Below are 22,093 nucleotides of genomic sequence, written 5' to 3'. Positions count from 1 at the left end.
TTCAATATCAATATCAAATAATAATATGAAATCAAAACAATTCTTACTAATCGGATTACTCTTTATTACTGCTCTATCTTTTGCACAAATCAATCCCTTAATTGTTCCTGCAAATGTTATTTTGCCAAAAGATACTTTGATAGCCAATCATCTTCTAAAATCCTTAAATGGCTTTTTGAGTCAAAAAGAAAGCCCTAACAAAGAAAATACTTTTGTCCTGAACGAAGATTTACTGGAAACCTCCATCCTTCTAGACGAAATGAAAGGAATTGAGAAAAGTGTCAAATCCAAAGATGATAATTTCTATAAAGGTTATTTATCCAACGTCGTGCAAATCGACAAAAGCAATTTCATAATTCAGATTTCATATATAGGTATAAATGAAAACACGCCAATTTTGAACGCCAGTTTTGAAATTCTAGCCAAATATATAGACGGCAAATTCTATTTCTTATCACCTTTACAACGCAACACCCTTTCCTGGCAAACCAAAAAAACAGGAAATACTACCTTTCATTTCAAAAAAGAATTGAACACCAAAGTCGCCACTGAGTATGTAAAAGATGTCGCAGTGTTTGACAAAAAACTAAATTCCCAGCAGGACAATATCGTTTGGTACGGTTGCAATGATATGCCGGAATTGTTGAAAAATATTGGCGTTCTGTACAAATTAGAATATAATGGACGTTCCGTTAGCACTTTTAATGCAAATGAAAACAAAACCACTTTGTTAGTCAATGGAACTTACAATGCGAGTTTCAATAGTTTTGACCCGCACGATTTATGGCACGAAAGAACCAGAAATGCTATTCCAAAAAACACAATCAACAAACCAGTTGACGAGGGTTGTGCTTACCTTTACGGAGGAAGTTGGGGTATCACTTGGCCACTAATCCTAAAAACATTCAAAGAAAAAGTAGCCAATAATCCAAAATCAGATTGGCTGAGTTTGTATGATGGGTATTATAATTTTGGCGAAAGCAAAGAAAAACACCTAATCGTAAGCTATTTGATTAACGCTTTAATCGTTGAAAAAATCGAAAAAGAAAAAGGCTTTCCTGCCGTTATTGAACTACTTAGTTGTGGTAAATATGAAAAAAGTAATGACAATTATTTCAAGGTACTTGAGAAATTAACAGGAATCAATAGAAGTAACTTTAATGAAAACATTTGGACTTTGATTAAAAAAAGTGGAAAGTAGTAAAATTAATTTGGGGTTCGTGATGCTGAATCGACACAATTATTTATAAGAATCCAATAAAAATAGTTTTCAAAAAATAATGTACCTTTGATAGAAATACCACCAAATCATGAACGGAACATTAAATAAAGTGATGCTTATAGGCCATCTTGGCGACGATGTCAAAATGCATTATTTTGACGGAGGAAACTGCATCGGAAGATTTCAGTTGGCTACAAATGAAGTATATGTCAACAAAACAACGAATGAAAAAATCACTTCTACCGAATGGCACAATCTAGTAGTCCGTAACAAAGCAGCCGAAATTTGCGAAAAATACCTTTCGAAAGGAGATAAGATTTACGTAGAGGGTAGAATAAAGTCAAGACAATGGCAAGCTGAAGATGGCTCTACAAAACATACAATGGAAATTCAGGTAACCGAGTTTGTTTTTTTGAATACGAAAAAAGATGCAGAAAGCAATAAGACATTAAATTCTTCTGAATCCACAAAAAACACTAACTTTGACACTCAAAATAACGACTTGCCTATCAATGACTTGCCGTTTTAATTGTTTAACTAATTTATAAGAATTTGGACCCAGAGCCCAGTTTTGAGATAGCCTCTCAAGTTGACCTTACCTTAATATTCGGTTTAATCGGAATTATTATTTTGCTGTTTTGCTCCGCAATAGTTTCAGGCGCCGAAGTGGCATTATTCTCCTTATCGCAAAAAGATTTAGATGATTCCATTCAGGAAAACAACTCCAAAGGAAAAATAATAGCCCATCTTTTGGAAAAACCAAAAAAACTCTTGGCTACATTACTCGTAGCCAACAATTTCATTAACATAGCTGTTGTTATTCTGTTTTCTTTCGTTGGAAAAGACGTTTTTGCTGCGATACACTCCCCTGTTTTAAAATTCATAACCGAAGTGATTTTGGTAACTTTTCTATTATTGCTTTTTGGTGAAGTTTTGCCAAAAGTATATGCTAGCAGAAACAATATAAAGTTCGCCCAATTAATTGCTTATCCCGTTGCTGGATTGGATAAGATATTGTCTCCGGTGAGCATTCCAATGCGCTCTATAACCCTGTATTTACAGAATAAATTGGGGAAACAAAAATCAAATTTCTCGATAGACCAATTATCTCAAGCTTTGGAACTGACTGATACTGGTGAAACTTCAACCGAAGAACAAAAAATATTGGAAGGAATTGTGTCTTTTGGAAATACAGACACCAAGCAGGTAATGAGTCCAAGAATAGATATTTTTGCTTTAGAAATCACAGAGTCTTTTGCTGTAATTTACCCAAAAATCATAGAAAAAGGATTCTCCAGGATTCCTGTATATCGAGACAATATTGATCAGATTGAAGGCGTTTTGTTTGTCAAAGATTTACTTCCATATATCAATAATATGGAATTTGACTGGACCACTTTATTAAGAGAGCCCTTCTTTGTTCCCGAAAATAAAAAATTGGACAATTTGCTCAAAGATTTTCAAAGTTTGAAAAGCCATTTGGCCATTGTGGTCGATGAATATGGAGGAACATCAGGATTGGTTTCGTTAGAGGACGTTATTGAAGAAATAGTTGGAGAAATCAGTGATGAATATGATGATGCACCCGTTAATTTTTCTAAAATTGATGATAAAAATTATATTTTTGAGGGCAAAATAAACCTGAAAGATTTCTATAGGATTATTGATGTGGATGAAGATTTATTTGAAGAAAAAAAAGGGGAAGCAGAAACCTTGGCAGGATTTATTCTTGAAATTTTAGGCAATTTCCCTAAAAAGGGGCACAAAATAGTTTTTGAAAACTGTACGTTTGTCATCGAATCCGCGGACCAAAAACGCATCAAACAAATTAAAGTAACGATTGAATAAAATTAAAATGCTTAAAAAAATTACAGCTATAGCGCTACTTTTTACATTCTTTTATACTGTAGTTGGATGTAAGAATGATGTTTTGCCTAAACCAGCCAGTTATTTAAGATTGGATTATCCCGAAGCAGAATATGTTACCCTTAAAGGGCATTGCCCATTTGAATTTGATATGAATTCCAAAGCAATTATCAAAGAAGACAAGGATTGTGGATATTCTATCACATATCCAAAAATGAAAGCCACTATTTATCTGACCTATAAACCTGTAAATAACAACATAAAAAAGCTGCTTAAGGATGCACAAAAATTAACATACGAGCATGTCATCAAAGCGGATGACATCTTGGAACAACCTTATCTAAACCCAGATAAAAAAGTGTACGGAATGTTTTATCAGGTCGATGGAAATGCGGCTACCAATTCCCAGTTTTATGCCACTGACAGTATCAAGCATTTTGTTACGGGTTCTGTTTATTTTTATGCCAAACCCAATTTTGATTCCATTATGCCAGCGGCCAGTTATATCAAAAACGATATGCAGCGTTTGATGGAAACTTTGAACTGGAAGTAATAAAAATACTCGAGAGGAATAGTTTACAGAAGTCGAAATGACTCACAGGTTATACTGATTAACAAGGATTTTAATATTAGATCATAAAAAAAGCATTCGATGACGAGTGCTTTTTTTATGCGATTTATTTTTTATTGAAATATCATTAAAAGTGGGTATTGCGATTGAATAGTTTTAGTTGTTCATTTGTCGTAAAATACTGTACAAACGATTAATCCAAAATTAGTCTTTATGAAAAAACACCCTTTGATGATAATAATGTTTTTTTTATTTGAATTTGCTTTCTGTCAAGATAATGCAATTGTTTCGAATGATACTTTATCTACTATAGAAGTTGTTGATAAACTACCCGAATTTCCAGGTGGCATTTATAATTTTTATAGGCTTATTGCTAAAGACCTACCTGTCCCTAAAATTGAAGGATCACATAATCGATTATGCGTCAACTTTGTTATTGATATTGATGGAAGAATAATAGATATAAGGATTTTAGGAGATATAAGGGAGGGGTCAGAAAAACGATTAATGAAGACTATGAAAAAATGTCCAAAATGGATTCCAGCAGAGCGCAATGGCATTAAGGTAAAACACGAGTTGCAGATTCCTGTAATCGCAGCAAATTAAAATTTTTTAAACAAAAAAAGCATTCGTCATTGGCGAATGCTTTTTTTTATAGAAAATCAGTCCGTTTAAGACTTCATATTCGAAACCTTGTATGTTTTTCCGTCACCAGTTGCTTGAACCACTTTGGTTAAGCTTTCTGGAGTTTGAACAGTTTTATCAAAAGTTACGGTAGCCAGTTTTTTGTCAAAATCTACTTTGGCTGTTTGCACACCGTCTAATGCTGTTAATTCTTCTTGGATTGTTTTGGCACAACCTATAGCACAAGTCATTCCTTCAACGGTAAAATTAGCCGTTTGCAAATTTGCTGCAGCAATTTCTTTTTTAACTTTTGGAGCCGCTACTTCAGTTGATACAGTTACCGTTTTTACTTCAACTTTATTGTCTTTACAGCTTGCAAAAAGCAATCCCGAAAGCGCTATAATTGCGATTGATTTTGTAAAATTCATTATGATATTATTTTAATTGATTTAAGTTTCTTCTGATTGGTTGCAAAATTAATGAAAAAAGAGGTGGAAGTTTTTAAAATTTTCACAATTTTGCATCAAAACAATGTTTATCATGACAAAGCAGTTGAAGTGGGTTTATTTATCGGTTCTATCCTTAATTTGGGGAAGTTCTTTTATATTGATAAAAAAAGGGTTGATTGGATTAACCGCTTTTCAATTAGGGTCATTGCGCATTATTTTCGCATCACTTTTTCTGCTTTTAATTGGGTTTAAGAGTTTGTTGAAAATTCCGCATCATCAATGGAAATATATTGCATTGACGTCACTGTTCGGGACATTTGTGCCTGCCTATCTTTTTGCCATAGCCGAGACCCAAATTGACAGTTCAATTACAGCCATTTTAAATTCATTGACACCGCTGAACACCTTGATTTTGGGAGCCTCTTTTTTTGGAATTACTTTCAGGAGAAGCCAAATTTGGGGAGTGATCATTGGACTTTTAGGAAGTATGCTTTTGGTTTTTAACGGAGCTGTCAACCATCCCGAACAAAATTACTATTATGCCATTCTTGTTTTGATTGCTTCGATATGTTATGCTGTGAACGTCAATTTAATCAAAAGATATTTATCGGATTTGACGCCTTTGAGCATTACGACCGGAAATTTTTTAATCTTGCTTTTTCCTGCTTTGGGGATTTTGTTTTTCTCTAATTTTTTTGATGTGGTTCATGTCGAAAAAGTTCAGCATTCCCTTTGGTTTATATTAATTTTGGGTGTGGTTGGAACAGGAATTGCCAACGTTATCTTCTTTAAATTAATTCAGGTTTCGTCACCTGTTTTTGCAACCTCGGTTACTTATTTAATTCCTATCGTTGCTTTCTTTTGGGGATTGCTCGACCATGAGGTATTGACATTTGTTCAGTGCATTGGTGCCTTTATCATTTTGGTCGGGGTTTATTTATCGGCTAAAAAGTAGTGTCGAGATAGCAGAAAGCAGAATTCAGATTCCAATAAATGGTCTTGCTACGACCGCATGAGGGATAGTAGCAAGCTACCGAAGTAGCGCGAATAGCCCGACCCCGTTGAGCAAAGGGGCTGCATAAGTAACCCTATAGGTAGGCCCCTTTGCTCAATGGGGGCATGCCCAAAACATCATGATTATTCTTTTACAATCTCAATTTTTCTTCGGATTTCGTTTCCAAATTCATCAACAACAGTAATGTAGTGAAATCCCGTCGTAGCCGAAATAGGCATTTCATGGAAAGTTTTGGTTGCGCCTTTGTAAATATTATCGACATACCAAAACAGTTTGCTTTCGCGTTGCGAATGAGCCACTTTTAGAATCACAGGCTGTATTTCGCTGTTGAAATTTTTGGTAAGATAGATTTTGCTATTCGTTTTGGGATAAATAAAATCCATCGTCGCCGTTTGTGTTCTCATACAATCATCCCGAAACGGCGGCAAAGGCAAATATTCTATATGCTGACTTTTATAATACCAAGCCATTACAGGCGGCAAAACAAACCAATTTCTGGTCATAATATTTTCTATATTCTCACAACTGCTGTTGACTTGAAATTGAAGTGTTTTATCTAAATGCACTATTTTATGATACGGACAAATTGAAGTGTTTTTTCCTTTCTTTGAAACGAGCTGCTTTATTGTCGGACAGCCTTCTTTGGCCAGATGACCGCTCAAACTGCACACCTCCACTTCTTCTAGATCTTTATATGGTGTATCAAACCATCGCTGTCTGGGCAATAAATTAAAAACATCAAATAAAATGGGTGCTGCGCTTGTAACTCCCGTCAATGTAGGTCTGCCCTCACCTGTCGCATTCCCCACCCACACGCCTACAACGTATCTCGCATTGGTTCCTATCGCCCAAGCATCACGATTCCCAAAACTTGTTCCGGTCTTCCAAGCTATCTTGAGTGAGCTGTCATAGAACTTCCACGCTTCGTCTCCCTCGGGACGATTAACTTGCTCCATTGCAATATATGTTTGCCAAATCGAACCCGCTCCCAAGATGTTCTTTTGCTTGGTTTCGTCCCCAAAATGGACTTGAAAATTATCATCATAATTCAATTCAGCAAATTCATTGGTTCTGTATTGCCCCTGATTATTATTGAAATAATTCAAAGTTGAGGATAAACCGGCGTAGGTTCTGCACAAATCCCACAAATTGCTTTCGGCACCACCCAAAATAAGCGATAGACCGTAATGGTCAGGCGGTTTTGAAATATCCCGCAATTTGAATCGTTGCAATTCTTCATAAAATTTATTGACTCCAAAATCCTGCAACATCAATACGGCCGGAATATTCAAAGAGCGAGACAAAGCCCGATGAGCCGGAACAGCTCCGTCAAATGTCAAGTTGAAATTTTGTGGAGTGTAGCCCGAAATCTGGGTAGGGATATCTGCGACTAAAGTATTGGGCAATAACTCGCCATCGTCGAGCATAGCAGCATACAACAATGGCTTAAGGATACTTCCCGTGCTTCTTGGTGCGTCAATAATATCCACATCTTTTTGGTGATTGCCATCTGTTGGTGAATTACCCACATAACTCATCACTTTTCTATTAGACACATCGATAACCAAAATAGCCAAATTATGAACTTCATTTTGCTTGTACTGGTTATAATAATACTTTACGATTTGATTCACCCTGTTTTGTAATCCGATTTCTATTGTAGTTTTCACCCGAGTTCCTTGTTGATTCTTGGCAACTCGTTGCAGTAAATGAGGTGCAATTTGTGGCAAATCAAATGGTTTTTGAGGCAAGGGTTCGTCTATAGAAAGTTCATAAGTCTGTTTATCAATAATTCCTTCTTGGTTCAACTTTAATAAAAGTCGGTTGCGCTTGCTCAATAATTTAATTTGGTTTTTTCCGGGATAAATCAAACTAGGTGCGTTTGGCAAAACAGCTAAAGTAGCACTCTCCGCCCATGACAATTGATGCGATTGCACGCCAAAATACCGCCAAGAAGCCATTTCGAGCCCCACAACATTTCCTCCAAAAGGAGCGTGAGCGGCGTACAATTCTAAAATTTCGTTTTTGGAATAGCCCAATTCTAATCGGGTAGCGAGAACGAGTTCGATTATTTTTTCGAAATACGTTCGGTCTTTTCCATTTCTGGACAACCGAATGACTTGTTGTGTCAATGTACTTCCTCCACGAACTACTTTACCTGCTTTCCTGTTTTGCTGAAAAGCATTGACCATCGCCATAGGGTTGAATCCAGGGTGCTTATAGAAATATTCATCTTCAAAATAAACAATACACTCCTTAAATTTATAAGGGACGCTGTCTTGTGCTGGAAATCGCCATTGCCCGTCAAGCGCAATTTTGGCACCAAGCAATTCTCCTTCTTTACTTTCTATCACTGTCGAATAGGGTTCTTGGAACAAAGTTCGTGGCAACGAAAAACAATAAACCACCAATAGCAAAAAAGCTATTGATGATTTAATTTTATTACGTTTTATCCAATTGATGATGCGTTGCAGGAACGCTATTAGTTTGTTTTTCAAAATGAATTTTGTTTGTTTTATCCTAACAGGTTTTGGAAACCTGTTAGGATACTTGCTATTTCACTACCTGAACCCAAAAACCTTTGGTTCTGGCCAAAAACGTATTATCATACATCGCTTCGCATTGCAATCCCGGTAAATAATAAGTTCCTAAATAAGAAGCGTTCAATAATATTCTAAACGTTTTTGTTTCTCCGGATTTCAATCCAAAATAGAAGTTCGTTCTATCATCACGAATGTCAATATAATCGGCTACATTATTGGTTGCGTCACCGTAATCCGTAAAACGGGTATTTACAATTTCGAAACCGGATGGTAGAATTTGAGATAACGCCACATTTTCTACGTGTTCATTTTTCTGGTTTTTGACCGTAACCTCAGCGACAAATTCCGTTCCTTGATTAATTTTAGACACATTGATAACGCCTCCTTTTCTGTTTTTGAAAACAATGGAAGCCGAGACATTGCTCTGAATCGCTTTTTCCTGGCCAATAGGAAGAATACCTGTATTCAGTACACGGACAAACAATCTGTTCTTTCTATTATTTTTTAGAGTCAAACTATTTGAACCCATTTTGACAACCAAACTTCTGTCGGCGATTGTTTTCATCGTTTTGATACTTTGCGCTTTTCCATCTTTACTAAACTGAACATCAATTCCTTTGCCACCATTGCTTGCAGAAAACTTAGTCATTGCATACAAACAATAAGCAGTAGTTTGCGTGCTCATCCATTGGTCACTTGACATATCTTTGGCCAATTTTGTTGCCATTGCAAATGCTTTTTGCTTTTGCCCAAGCAATAACATTGTTTCCAAAGCCATTGCACGATTTCTATCGCTGGAGCCATAATAGTAATAATTATAATTCGAATCTTCATCAACTTTACTGCTCAGAAACAAAGTCAAACCTGCCGATTTCTGTCCAGCCAATACATAAGCTGTTGCCAAACGCAATTTACTTTCGTTCGAAATACCTTTGGTCTCACGCAATCGGTTCATTGAAGACAAATCGGGAACTCCTGCCAAAGCCAAAGTATATAAGCGATAGGACTGTGCAAAATCATTTCCATAACTCGGCATAAAGCGCCATTGCTTGGCTTCTTTTTGTTGGTATGAAATCCATTTTGATTTGAAATTGACAGGCAAAAAGTATCCTTTTTTCTCCGCTTCAATCATAAAATGTCCAGCGTAGGAAGTACCCCAGTCATCTGCAATGGTTCCGCCTTGCCAATACGTTATTCCACCATTCGATAATTGAAAACTTCCTAATCGAGTAATACCAGCAGTTATATTTTTTTGAATTAATTGCTTACGCGTAACGTCAAAATCGGCAATATCATTTAGATACAATTGCGGAAAAACAGACGAAGTAGTTTGCTCCACGCAACCATGAGGATATTGAATCAAATACTGCAATCTTCCATTCAAATTGATTGTTGGCATTGAGGAAACCTCCAATTTTGCTTTATTACTTCCCGAAACACCAAATGTTTTCCACGAAATAGTTTTAGTACTATTAGGTTCCAAAATCACATCAGTAAACGTACTGGTCACTGGATTGGGATTGGTCATATCGATCTCTACATCATACACTGATTTCTCATTGCCGGAAGTCGCCACAATTTGTACTTTTCCAATTCCGGTAACAGAGCCGACTGCCAAATTGAAATAGGCCATTTTCTCGTCAGGCTGCGCGAATGACACTTTTTGAGTAGCACTACCAATAACTTTTAATCCATTATTCGTCTTAATCTGAACCGTAACGTTTTTGATGTTTTTTTCCATTGCAAAAATGGTAACAGGAATCGTCACTTTCTCGGACGGAGAAATTTTTCTTGGTAAAGAAGCCAAGACCATTAGAGGACTACGAACAGGAGTAGCTTTTTCGACACTACCATACGCACTTGTAGTTGCATCACCAGCCACTATCATTGTTTTTACGGAGCCAATGTATTTCGGCAATTTCACCTGATGCGTTTTGGTTTCTCCTTTTTCCAATTTAAAAGGCCCCATATAAATTACAACTGGTTTGAAACGATTTGCTTTTTTGGCCTTTCCACCACCCAAATCCTGGTCACCACCAATACTGAAAATCTGATTCACTTTTCCGCCATACGCTCCAATCACATCATCATAAATATCCCAGGTTTTTACACCCAAAGCTTCACGAACATAAAAACTATCCCATGCATTTGGTGCTTTAAAACGGGTTAAATCCAATAATCCTTCATCTACAATTGCAATTGTGTAGGTCATTCCTTTTCCGGATTGTTCACTCACTTTTATGGCAAATGATTGTTCAGGGCGCAAAACATCTGGCATTACTAATTTGGGTATCAGAATCGTATTTTTGTCAACTACTTCGATTGGGACAATTCCATACATTCGAATTGGCAAATCGTTCTTGCTTGAAGCGTGTGGCTGCAAAAGCGTAATATTGAAATACACATTCGGCGCCATAGCAGCAGTAATAGGAATACTTACTTTTGTTTCTCCTTTTTGAGTCTTCACCCAAAGCGTTTGCACTACTTTCGAGCCATTTTCGACAGAAATAAAAGCACGGCCTCCTTCACTTGATGGGAATGAAATTTGAGCATTTTCACCCACGGCATAATTTTGTTTATCGGTAGAAAAAACTAGCATATTAGCCGTTGATGCATCGGTATTTCTGGTTTTTCCAGACCACATTGGCCAATCGATATTTACCGTTAAAGCTGTTGCATGACCGCCAACGACATCCGAAACCCGAATCAAATAACGTCCCCATTCTTCATCGGTCAAGGCAAATCGTACATTCCCTTTTCCGCTGGCATCTGTATTAATGGTAAAAGTCTTGTACGAAGTCGTTGCATTATCCGAATTATAATTGGACAAATTATCGCTTGAAGCATCCCACCACCAACGCCATTCTACTTTATATACTTTTACTTCTAAGTTTTTGACCGGTTTGGGTCTACCATTTTCATCAACCGTTACCACATCAAATTGGTTCACTTTACGGGTTTCCAGCATTCCGTATTTATTGGGTTCGGGTGATTTTATACCCACATAAGTGTTATATGGAGAATAGGTAGTGGCAATAACATCGGTGCTGAAATCACCTCCTTCTTCATATACTTTTGTAATGAACGAAGCTTTTAACATTCCTGGTGCTTCTCCTTGTATTTTAGGATCTATCGTTGCATTCGCTTTTCCATTGACATCTAATTTACCAGAGAAAACCGTAACTTCTTCAGTGCTGAATTTTCGAACCAAATCATCAAAAGTATATTTTTCATAGTTTTTGAAAGTTGTTGTTTGTTGCGAAAATTTGGCTTGCATTTCGACATTCAAATTTTTGGCCACAGCCCCGTGAAGCCAAGTCACTTCGAGATTACTCGTATTTGGATACGAAGAAGAAAGTACTGCTCTCTTGAAAGTGTTTTTGATTTTTAAACGATTGGGTTTGATGGTTTCAATTTTAATGCTTTTATAAAACTTAGCACCACCCACGCTAACCATTGCTTCCCAATTTCCGGTAGGCGCATCATTTTCTGTTGGAATAGTAAACGCATAATGATTCCATTCATTCGATTTTTGAATGGTTTGATAAGTGATTTTCCCATTTGGATCGGCTAATCTAAATTTTATGGGATGCCCCAACGGTATTTTATTCGAAGCATCATTCAAAATGAAAGACAAATACAAATTATCCCCAGGTCGCCAAACTCCTCGTTCCCCGTATATGAATCCTTTAAGTCCTTTTTGCAAAGTTTCTCCAGACACATTAAAATTACTCACCGATAAAGAATGACCGTCATCGAGTTTTACATAAGTGGATTGTGTTCCGTAAGTCACAATCGCAAAATAAGCAAATGTATCTAACTGAAAACTCGCAATTCCTTCACTGCTTGTCGCTGCTGTGGCCAATTTTTGCTGTTGAAAACTGTACAAATCCACTCTTGCATTCGCAATTGGTTCGGTAGTTATAATATTATTTACAGCAAACAAATACGATTTATTATCTCCTCTTTTAGCAATTACTCCAACATCCGAGGCTAAAATATTAGTTCCAATCTTAGCATTGTAATAATAGGAACTCGTACAAGGATCTTGGCTTTCTCTCCATTCATAATCGTCATAGTAGTACTCATCATAAGAGTTTTCACTATAATTCACATCTTTTTCATCCACCTCTTCGGTTTCCTCATTATCAGTGTCACCAGCTTCTGAGCTCTCACATTTGTATAAGGAGTACGCTTTTTTATACGAGAACTCCACTCTGTAAATAGCACCCGGTTCTGGAGTTATTATTTTAGACAAATCCAATGCAAAAGTGTTCCATTTGCTCAGATTAACCAAGTTGCTTTCCTTTAGATTTAGAGTTGATTTAGCAATTGGTTGGGCTACTTTTTTTAGATTTCTCGTACCATTCAACTCATTATCCTGTAAAAATTGGAGAATATTATTTTTATAAATTTTATACACTTTTACATCAACCGCACTTAGATTTACAGCTTCAAAATTGAGTTTTAGATTGCTCGAACTTGGCAAAATTGTACCATTTTTGATAAAACGAACATTAGGTTTTATTTCATCAAATGAAATTTTCTCCGAGTAATTTTCATTAAGCTTTTTACCATATTCGCTTTCAATTCCTTGAAAAACCTCCAATACTAATTCTCCCATCAGTTTTTGTGAATCCACAACTGGCTCAGGCTCGACAACTTCTTCTGGTTCCTCAACCGAAGCACTATCAGAGACAACTATCGTAGAATCCGAAACTACAGTTACAGGAATTGCTTCAACTGGTTTTTCAACTGCTTTCTCATTATTGAAATAAACCTTCAACACATTGCCTTGGGTCGAAAACTTTAAGTTATTGGTGTTTTGAATCGCAACTAAACCTTTAAAATCTTGTCCTTTTTCCAATGGTTCCGAAAAATTGATGGTCAAGGATTGATTGTTTTCTTCGCTTATTTCGGTTTTTATAACTTTAAACTCATTTAGCGCCGTAATCGGGAAATCAATGGTTCCGTTTTGGTCCACTTCATAATCCGTTCCGTCGTATTTAATTTCGAGATTACTTTTAGAATTTAATCGCTGAATACTATCAATTCTAAATTTAAATTCTTTGCCAACCGCATTCGATTTTTCAAACACAATTTTCAAATCGTTTCCACCATGATTGGCTTCCACCAATTTTTTGGCGGTTTCAAAATCGATATTGTCTGCTGTTTTCAGTACACAATTCAAATATTGGTATTCTTTACTGTACGATTGCAAATCAAGCGTATTGACAATAAAGTCCTGCTTGATGGTCTTTACCGTAAAATTGAAATTGGAAAGTGTTTTATCCTTTTCGGCAACCTTTGGATTTAATTTATCCAAATGCAAAGTCACCTGATATTCGGTGCCCGATTCTAGTTTTTTTTCGGGAATAAAAGCAATCGTATTATTCGAAAGTGCAATCACTTTTCCGTTGACACTTGGAGAAATATCGAATAAATCATCGTCTAAAACCTGATTGACTTTCCAATTATTATTATCAAAAGCCAAAACCACACGAATATCAGATTGTGCCGAGACTATTCCCCCAGTAAAACTGACTATGTACTCTTTGAACAATGAAAAATCGGAATTAAAATCGGCGGCTGATTTTTTACCACACGCTTGAAACAAAAAAAACACACAAAACACGTAAATTAATCCTTTTGTTTTCACTTTTATCTGGAGTTAATGGGTTACAAATTAAAATTATAGCAACATTTTACAATTAAAACGATAACTGCAAAAGCACTCATTATATTGTAGTAAAAGTATAGTATTTTAATTAATTTTTTAAGAAGAAAATTCTTTGGAGGTGAAATATTTTTTAGGAGGTTATTTTAGGAGCTAATCCCGCTATCCGTTACAATCTTATATGCCGAACACCGGCACATAAGGATTTCCACTTCTATCCGGGCTAGGACTTTTCAGGTTATCAAGACTATTTCCTTCTTTCAGCAAAAAATCGTTTCATCAGTTCTGAAGCTTCATCAGCCATAACCCCACGGACAACAATAGTTTTGGGATGCAATTGGGTTCCCATTTTCATAAAACCACGGTGTTCATCGCTGGCGCCATACACAACTTTAGTAATCTGACTCCAATACAAAGCTCCGGCACACATCTGACAAGGCTCGAGCGTAACATAAAGCGTACAACCCATTAAATATTTCCCGCCAAGGAAATTTGCAGCTGCTGTTATCGCTTGCATTTCGGCGTGGGCGGTAACATCATTAAGTAATTCTGTTAAATTATGGGATCGAGCAATGACGGTGTCATTGACCACAATAACTGCTCCTACAGGAATTTCACCTTTGCCAAAAGCCATTTCAGCTTCCTGAAAAGCTTTTTTCATAAAGTACTCGTCTGTAAAAATGTTTTCCATAAATCCCCGAATCCCGCGAAGGGAATTATTAAGTTGCCGTACAAAAATAGAAAACAAAACCGTAAATTCGCTTTTTAGACTATAATGAAAAGCAACTTACTCGAACATATCCATTCCCCAATCGATTTGCGCCAGCTTGATGAAGCAGAACTTCCTCAAGTGGCACAAGAATTACGCGATTTTATCATCAATATTGTAGCGACCAAAGAAGGCCATCTTGGTGCCAGTCTTGGAGTAGTGGAACTTACGATTGCTTTGCATTATGTTTTTAACACACCCGAAGATTTATTGGTCTGGGATGTGGGTCATCAAGCCTACGGACATAAAATCCTGACCGAAAGAAGAACCATTTTTCATACCAATCGTCAATTGGGAGGCATTTCAGGTTTTCCTAAAAGAAGCGAAAGCATTTACGATACTTTTGGCGTAGGCCACTCCTCCACTTCTATTTCGGCAGCGCTTGGAATGGCAATTGCTTCTAATTTAAAAGGAGATTTCGAAAAACAGCATATTGCCGTAATCGGCGATGCTTCTATAGCTTCCGGAATGGCTTTTGAAGGACTTAATCACGCCGGAGTTACCGATGCCAACTTATTGGTTATTCTGAATGACAATGCTATCGGAATTGACCCAAGTGTAGGTGCACTCAAAAAATACCTGACTTCCGTAAAAGAAGGAAAAAATCCGAGACAGAACAATATGATTCGGTCACTGAATTTCGATTATTCGGGACCTATTGATGGTAATGATATTTTTGCGATAATCAAAGAATTGAAGCGTTTGCAAAAAATAAAAGGACCAAAATTTTTACACCTAATTACAACCAAAGGCAAAGGTCTCCAACAGGCGGAAGAAAATCAAGTAATATATCATGCTCCTGGTAAATTTGACGCTACCACAGGAGAAATTATACCGAAATCTGAAGAAAATTTACCTCCAAAATACCAAGACGTTTTTGGACTGACCATTTTGGATTTAGCCAAAAAGAACGAAAAAATTGTTGGAATCACTCCGGCAATGCCTTCGGGAAGTTCCTTGAAATTCATGATGGATGCCTTTCCAAAACGCGCCTTTGACGTGGGCATTGCAGAACAGCATGCTGTTACGTTATCGGCTGGAATGGCTACACAGGGAATGATTGTGTATTGCAATATTTACTCCACATTTCTACAAAGAGCTTATGACCAAGTTATACATGACGTGGCTTTACAAAATTTGCCGGTGATTTTTTGTCTCGACCGAGCTGGTTTAGTTGGGGAAGATGGCGCCACACATCATGGTGTTTTTGATTTAGCTTACTTGCGCTGTATTCCAAACATGATTATTTATGCTCCTTTGAATGAAATTGACTTACAAAATATTTTATATACCGCACAATTGGGCTTAAACCATCCAATTGCAATACGTTATCCACGAGGAAGAGGTGTAACCAACAATTGGGGAAAATTACATTTAGGAAAATACGAAAAAATCGAAATCGGAAAAGCAAAATTTCTCAAAAACGGATCAAAAACAGCCATATTATCCACGGGTACAATTGGTAACAATGTGACATTGGCTCTAGCCAAAATACAACATTCAGAAAATTTTGCGCATTATGATTTTGCTTTTGTCAAACCACTCGATGAAAAGGAACTCCATACTATTTTTAATCAATTCAAAACGATCATAACTGTCGAAGACGGAGTCATCAAAGGAGGATTTGGAAGTGCAATTTTGGAATTTGCAGCAACCCATAATTATACCTCTAAAGTACAGCTTTTAGGAATACCAGATGTATTTATTGAACAAGGTTCTATTGCTGAATTACAACAATATTGTAAAATCTCCGTTGATAGTTTAGAAATAATTTTCTCAAGTTATTGAAATTAATTACTTTGCAAGCTTAATAATACCTCAGCCTTACTATGACTTTTTTAACCAAACCCATCCTACTTCTGTTTTTACTACTTTCAATATGTAGTTTCTCACAAATTAAAATAATTACCAGCAAAGCGGACACTATAAACGCAAACAAGATTGACCAGGCGCTTACAACCATCATAACTTCAAAACCTGACACCATTTCGTACTGGACAAACAAGAACATTCTGGGAATCGACATTTCAGAAATTGCCTTTGTGAACTGGAGTGCCGGGGGTACCAGTGCCATAACAGGATTGGTAAGAGGACATCTTAAACGAGATTATAAAGACGACAATCAAGTTTGGTCAAGTGAGCTTATTTTTAGATATGGCATGAATAAACAAGAGGGAATTGAACTCAGAAAAACAGATGATGTTTTTAAAATCAACTCCACATATGGATATAGAACAGACACATTATCGAATTGGTATCATTCAGCCAAATTCAACTTCAACACCCAATTTACCGACGGATACAATTATCCAAACACCAAAGATCCTATTTCAAAACCGTTTGCTCCAGCATATACCTTTTTAGGTATTGGCTCGGAGTATATCAATAAACCCGAAAAATTAAATGTCTATTTATCTCCCCTAACATTAAAAAGCACACTTGTCCTTGACCAAGCTTTAGCCGATGCAGGTGCCTATGGTGTCAAGAAAGCAGTTTATGATGTAGATGGAAATTTAGTTTTAAAGGGAGAACGTTCCAAAACAGAGCTTGGTATCTTAGCAACTTCTTATATTGAAAAAGAAGTTTTTACTAATATTACCATAAAAAACCGCCTGTCTTTGTATACAGATTATCTTCATAATTTTGGCAATATCGATGTTGATTGGCAATCTTATGCAGATTTAAAAGTAAATGAATACGTAAAAGCAAACGTAGGTTTCAATTTAGTCTATGACGAAGATATTGATGTCATTAAAGAAGAAAATGGCGTAAAAATCAATGAAGGCGCAAAAGTCCAGCTAAAACAAGTATTGGGAATTGGTCTAGAATATGTTTTTTAAAACAATACTTAAATAAAAACGCCCTCAAATAGTCAACTTTTTGAGGGCGTTTTTCGTTATATTCGTTTTTCAACTAACTCTTTGCAGCGGTTATTGTTTTGTAAAACAATAATGCATTTCCGTCGGTCAGCATTGAAACAAAGTGGCAAATATGAAGCAATCTTTCGTATAGATTTTCTTTTTCCAAATGATGCTTTTCGGGTAACATTTTTAGGATAAGATTGTCATAATTGGACATTTTTCCTTCGAATTTATTATTAAAAGCCGTTACGAATTTATCCAATAGTGTCTGTATGATTTGGTAGCCGACAATCTCCTTTTCCACCACTTCGCGGCTTTGATAGATGTTCTTCACACTAATCTTGATAATATCATCCATTTGGGCTTTGTACTTGCTTTTATCGGTTAAGGAAAAAGGAAATTCCCCTTTCATAATGGCTTCTTCATTTTCAATAAAAACTTTCACGGCATCATTAATCAAACTTCCGATAGCCAATGCCCGCAAGTAACTGATTCTGTCTTCTTTGGTTTCTAATGTCTTGTATTTTGAAGTATCGATACTGTCCTTCACCAATTTGATTAAATATTCCAAAGCAAAATCTTCAGAAACCAAACCTAAATTGATCCCGTCTTCAAAATCAATTATCGTATAACAAATATCATCGGCTGCTTCCACAAGATAAGCAAGTGGATGTCTTTCAAAACCAATATCATTTCCTGTTTTATTGGCAATCATCCCCATATCTGAAGCGACTTCCTGAAAGAAAGCCTTGTCCGTTTGAAAAAAACCATATTTTTTATCGGCGATATTTTGTGTAGGTTTTTTGGGCAAACTCTCTTTTGGGTATTTCATGAAAGCACCAAGTGTGGCATATGAAAGTCTAATTCCGCCCTCAACACCCGGGCGCGAACTGTTCAAAACTGAAAATCCATTGGCATTTCCTTCAAAATCAATCAAATCTTGCCATTCTTTGGCTGACAATTGTTCTTTGTATTTAAGCCCATTTCCTATCGAAAAATATTCACCAATGGCTTTTTCACCCGAATGTCCAAAAGGTGGATTCCCGATATCGTGTGCCAAAGACGCTGCAGCAACAATAGCTCCAAAATCATTCATCTGATAACCGTGAACTTCCTGTAAATATGGATATTTTTCTAAGATTTTTTTTCCAACCAATCGTCCCAAAGAACGTCCCACTACTGAAACCTCGAGACTATGTGTCAATCGGGTGTGTACAAAATCGGTTTTAGAGAGCGGAATCACCTGTGTTTTGTCCTGCAAACTTCTAAAAGCAGACGAGAATATGATTCGGTCATAATCGACTTCAAATCCCAAGCGGGTCTCGTCCTGCTCGATTCTCAATCTTTTGCCTGTGTCTCCTTGCCTTTTTAGTGATAATAATTGTTCCCAGTTCATTGTGATTTCTGATTGTAGATTAACGAATTATGATTTTAGATTTAAAAGAACCAAAAATACATTTTATTTTAAGACTTTCTGCAGGAATTAATAGTCTCACAAAGCCCTTATTTAATATACTTTTTAGTGTATTAAATAGCCAATGCTGTACTATGCTTGATTTCGCCCATAACAAAAACACTTTGGGTATTCCCGATGTTTTCGATAGTGGAGAGTTTGTTCATCACAAAATCCTGATAACTGGACATGTCTTCGACGAGGATTTTCAGCATAAAATCATAATCGCCCGCAATATTATAGCATTCGATAATTTCGGGAAGTGCAACGATGTCTTTTACAAAATTACTTCCCACGTTTTTGGCATGCTCCTTTAGCCGAACATTGCAAAAAACGGTCATTCCAAGATTCATTTTTTTCTTGTCCAATAAAGCCACATATTTCATTATGTAACCATCGCGTTCCAGTCGCTTTATACGCTCATAAACGGGAGTTGCCGTCAGGAATAGTTTACTTGCAAGCTCTTTTATGTTGATATTGGAGTTTTCCTGCAGCTGTTTTAAGATTTGTAAATCGATAGAATCAATATTTTCCATAGCTTTTATTACTGTTAGAATTCAGTTACAAAATTTTATTTAGAACAAATTACTGTAAAAATTACAAAATAAACATCATTTTACTGAAACAAACAGATAATTTAATATTAATTACCAAAGGATATAATTTTGTTCAGTAATAAATACTAAAACAAAATGAAAACAAACAATTTAGGTTACCCACGAATTGGCAGCAACAGAGAATTAAAAAAAGCGAATGAACTGTATTGGGCCAACAAAATTTCGGCAGAAGATTTATTGGCGACTGCCGCTACAATCAGAAAGCAAAATTGGCAATTGCAAGCAGACAAAGGCATTGATTTAATTCCTTCCAATGATTTCTCCCTTTATGACCACGTATTGGATTTGACTCTGATGTTGGGCGCGATTCCGGAGCGCTATCAAGATTTTTCAAAGACAAACAATTCCCTGGATTTGTATTTTGCTATGGCAAGAGGGGCTCAAAAAGAAGGTCAAGATGTCGTAGCTATGGAAATGACCAAATGGTTTGACACCAACTACCATTATATTGTTCCTGAGTTTACAGAAAACCAAAAATTTGAATTGTTTTCGACCAAAATAATCGCCGAATTCATTGAGGCCAAAAAACTAGGAATTACAACAAAACCCGTACTTATTGGCCCTGTTTCCTATTTATTGCTCGGAAAAGAAAAAGAAGAAGGTTTTCATAGAATTGAGCTTATCGATAAATTATTGCCTGTTTATTTCGAAATTCTTAGTGCTTTAGAAAAAGAAGGGGCAGAATGGATTCAAATAGACGAACCTTTTTTAGCATTGAACTTAAGCGACAAAGAGTGTAATGCCATTACACACGTTTACAACGAAATCAACAAAAAATTTCCATCCCTAAAAATCATTTTGGCCAATTATTTCGACTGTTTTGGCGAAAACCTAGATACTGTTTTGGCTTTGCCTGTTCACACTTTGCATTTGGATTTGGTGCGTTGCTCGTCTCAGTTGGATGATATTTTAGAGTCAAATCTTTTCTCCAAAGACACGACACTTTCACTTGGAGTTGTTGACGGAAGAAATATTTGGAAAAATGATTTCAAAAGGTCTTTAGCTTTAATTCAAAAAGCGACAAATGCCATTGGCCAAAATCGAGTGATGATTGCTCCTTCTTGCTCCCTTATTCACAGTCCGTGTGATTTGGATTTGGAAACCAATGACGACACATTAACTCCCGAAATCAAGCAATGGTTGGCTTTCGCCAAACAAAAAATTGAGGAAGTGACACTTTTAAAATCTTTTGCTTCAAATGAACAAGAAGCTGAAACTTCATTGCGATTCATTGAAAACACCCTTGCTAATGAAAACCGCAAAACATCCAAACTAATACACAACCCTTCCGTAAAAAACCGTGTATCTTCAATTACAGCAAAGGATTCAAAAAGAGAAAACACCTTCGCCATTCGAAGAAAAAAACAAATAAACGTATTGAATCTTCCTTTGTTTCCAACAACAACAATTGGTTCTTTTCCACAGACAACCGAAGTAAGAAGCTGGAGAGCCAAGTTCAAAAAAGGTGAACTGAATCAAGAACAATACAATGATTTACTTCAAAAAGAAACCGAAGAAACGATTCGCTTTCAAGAAGAAACAGGTATTGATGTTTTGGTTCACGGAGAATTCGAACGCAACGATATGGTGGAATACTTTGGTGAGCAGTTAGACGGATTTACTTTTACCAAAAATGGTTGGGTACAAAGTTACGGTAGCCGTTATGTGAAACCGCCCGTGATTTACGGTGATGTTTCCAGACCAAATCCGATGACTGTAAAATGGGCTGAATTTGCGCAATCACTTACGCCAAAATGGGTAAAAGGAATGCTAACCGGTCCTGTTACTATTTTGCAATGGTCATTTGTACGTAACGATCAACCGCGTTCTGAAACCTGTACCCAAATTGCTTTGGCGATTCGTGATGAAGCAGTCGATTTAGAAAAAGCAGGAATCAAAATCATTCAAATTGACGAACCTGCAATTCGAGAAGGGTTACCATTGCGCAAAGAAGAATGGGATACTTATCTGGACTGGGCAATAAAAGCCTTTAGAATTTCGTCCAGTGGCGTAAAGGACGATACACAAATTCACACCCATATGTGCTACAGTGAGTTCAATGATATTATTCAAAACATTGCCGATATGGATGCCGATGTGATTACCATAGAATGTTCGCGTTCGCAAATGGAATTATTGGATGCTTTTGCTGATTTTAAATACCCCAACGAAATAGGTCCAGGAGTTTATGACATTCACTCACCACGCGTGCCATCACGTAACGAAATGATAAAATTATTAGAAAAAGCTTCGGCAGTTATTCCGGTTGACCAACTTTGGGTAAATCCTGATTGTGGTTTAAAAACAAGACATTGGGAAGAAACAAAAAAAGCCTTGATTGAAATGGTTGCTTCTGCAAAAGAAATGCGGGCTGCTGTTGAGAATATTGCTTCTGTTTAAACTAAAAACCCTAGTAGATTTTACAA

Annotated in this window: 15 protein-coding genes; 9 read left to right on the top strand and 6 right to left on the bottom strand. The window is 36.5% G+C overall.

From position 1 onward, the window contains the following. The first annotated feature begins 25 nt into the window (after positions 1 to 25). The 5 genes from DOS84_RS08395 (at position 26) to DOS84_RS08375 (ending at position 4,265) form a co-directional block, all read left to right on the top strand. Positions 26 to 1,201: a hypothetical protein gene (locus tag DOS84_RS08395; RefSeq protein WP_111409672.1), complete on the top strand. Its 1,176-nt coding sequence runs from the start codon at positions 26 to 28 to the stop codon at positions 1,199 to 1,201. 109 nt (positions 1,202 to 1,310) lie between these two features. Continuing rightward, complete coding sequence (locus DOS84_RS08390) at positions 1,311 to 1,751, top strand: single-stranded DNA-binding protein (protein WP_111409671.1); 441 nt, start codon at positions 1,311 to 1,313, stop codon at positions 1,749 to 1,751. A 23-nt stretch (positions 1,752 to 1,774) separates the two neighbouring features. Continuing rightward, positions 1,775 to 3,070 carry a gliding motility-associated protein GldE gene (locus DOS84_RS08385; RefSeq protein ID WP_111409670.1) on the top strand — a complete coding sequence of 432 codons (1,296 nt, stop codon included), beginning with the start codon at positions 1,775 to 1,777 and terminating at the stop codon, positions 3,068 to 3,070. A 7-nt stretch (positions 3,071 to 3,077) separates the two neighbouring features. Continuing rightward, entirely contained in the window at positions 3,078 to 3,641 is a 564-nt protein-coding gene (gene gldD / locus DOS84_RS08380) for a gliding motility lipoprotein GldD (protein WP_111409669.1), read from the top strand. 231 nt (positions 3,642 to 3,872) lie between these two features. Then, positions 3,873 to 4,265, top strand: coding sequence for a hypothetical protein (locus tag DOS84_RS08375; protein ID WP_124020625.1), 393 nt, complete (start codon positions 3,873 to 3,875; stop codon positions 4,263 to 4,265). 65 nt (positions 4,266 to 4,330) lie between these two features. On the opposite strand, the gene DOS84_RS08370 is transcribed toward DOS84_RS08375, so the two are convergent. Continuing rightward, on the bottom strand, positions 4,331 to 4,711 hold the full coding sequence (locus DOS84_RS08370) for a heavy-metal-associated domain-containing protein (RefSeq protein WP_111409667.1): 381 nt from the start codon (positions 4,709 to 4,711) through the stop codon (positions 4,331 to 4,333). A 109-nt stretch (positions 4,712 to 4,820) separates the two neighbouring features. Between DOS84_RS08370 and DOS84_RS08365 the strand changes: the two genes are divergently transcribed. Continuing rightward, positions 4,821 to 5,687 carry a DMT family transporter gene (locus DOS84_RS08365; protein WP_111409754.1) on the top strand — a complete coding sequence of 289 codons (867 nt, stop codon included), beginning with the start codon at positions 4,821 to 4,823 and terminating at the stop codon, positions 5,685 to 5,687. 182 nt (positions 5,688 to 5,869) lie between these two features. Here the strand turns inward: DOS84_RS08365 and pbpC are convergent, their stop codons facing one another. The 3 genes from pbpC to DOS84_RS08350 all read right to left on the bottom strand — a co-directional run bounded on the left by pbpC (position 5,870) and on the right by DOS84_RS08350 (position 14,658). Then, entirely contained in the window at positions 5,870 to 8,245 is a 2,376-nt protein-coding gene (gene pbpC, locus DOS84_RS08360) for a penicillin-binding protein 1C (RefSeq protein WP_111409666.1), read from the bottom strand. Positions 8,246 to 8,300: 55 nt separating this feature from the next. Beyond that, positions 8,301 to 13,949 carry an alpha-2-macroglobulin family protein gene (locus DOS84_RS08355; RefSeq protein ID WP_111409665.1) on the bottom strand — a complete coding sequence of 1,883 codons (5,649 nt, stop codon included), beginning with the start codon at positions 13,947 to 13,949 and terminating at the stop codon, positions 8,301 to 8,303. A gap of 265 nt (positions 13,950 to 14,214) precedes the next feature. Further along, the gene (locus tag DOS84_RS08350) at positions 14,215 to 14,658 is read right to left on the bottom strand and encodes a nucleoside deaminase (protein ID WP_111409664.1); all 444 of its coding nucleotides are present in this window, start codon (positions 14,656 to 14,658) and stop codon (positions 14,215 to 14,217) included. An 84-nt stretch (positions 14,659 to 14,742) separates the two neighbouring features. Here DOS84_RS08350 and DOS84_RS08345 point away from each other — a divergent pair, with 84 nt between their 5' ends. Both DOS84_RS08345 and DOS84_RS08340 read left to right on the top strand, forming a co-directional pair. Beyond that, on the top strand, positions 14,743 to 16,524 hold the full coding sequence (locus DOS84_RS08345; RefSeq protein ID WP_111409663.1) for a 1-deoxy-D-xylulose-5-phosphate synthase: 1,782 nt from the start codon (positions 14,743 to 14,745) through the stop codon (positions 16,522 to 16,524). Positions 16,525 to 16,565: 41 nt separating this feature from the next. After that, positions 16,566 to 17,576, top strand: coding sequence for a DUF3078 domain-containing protein (locus tag DOS84_RS08340; protein ID WP_111409662.1), 1,011 nt, complete (start codon positions 16,566 to 16,568; stop codon positions 17,574 to 17,576). A 73-nt stretch (positions 17,577 to 17,649) separates the two neighbouring features. Here DOS84_RS08340 and DOS84_RS08335 read toward each other — a convergent pair whose 3' ends face one another. Together DOS84_RS08335 and DOS84_RS08330 are read right to left on the bottom strand one after the other, a co-directional pair. Then, positions 17,650 to 18,993, bottom strand: coding sequence for a deoxyguanosinetriphosphate triphosphohydrolase (locus tag DOS84_RS08335; protein ID WP_111409661.1), 1,344 nt, complete (start codon positions 18,991 to 18,993; stop codon positions 17,650 to 17,652). Between the two features lie 131 nt (positions 18,994 to 19,124). Next, the gene (locus tag DOS84_RS08330; RefSeq protein ID WP_111409660.1) at positions 19,125 to 19,586 is read right to left on the bottom strand and encodes an Lrp/AsnC family transcriptional regulator; all 462 of its coding nucleotides are present in this window, start codon (positions 19,584 to 19,586) and stop codon (positions 19,125 to 19,127) included. A 156-nt stretch (positions 19,587 to 19,742) separates the two neighbouring features. On the opposite strand from DOS84_RS08330, the gene metE reads away from it, so the two are divergent. Beyond that, a complete protein-coding gene (gene metE / locus DOS84_RS08325; protein WP_111409659.1) occupies positions 19,743 to 22,067 on the top strand; it encodes a 5-methyltetrahydropteroyltriglutamate--homocysteine S-methyltransferase in 2,325 nt (774 codons plus the stop codon). The last annotated feature ends 26 nt before the right edge of the window (positions 22,068 to 22,093 follow it).

The organism is Flavobacterium aquariorum, from assembly GCF_003254745.1.
GTDB classification, from domain to species: Bacteria; Bacteroidota; Bacteroidia; order Flavobacteriales; family Flavobacteriaceae; genus Flavobacterium; species Flavobacterium aquariorum.
This window is presented reverse-complemented; position numbering and strand designations above follow the sequence as displayed.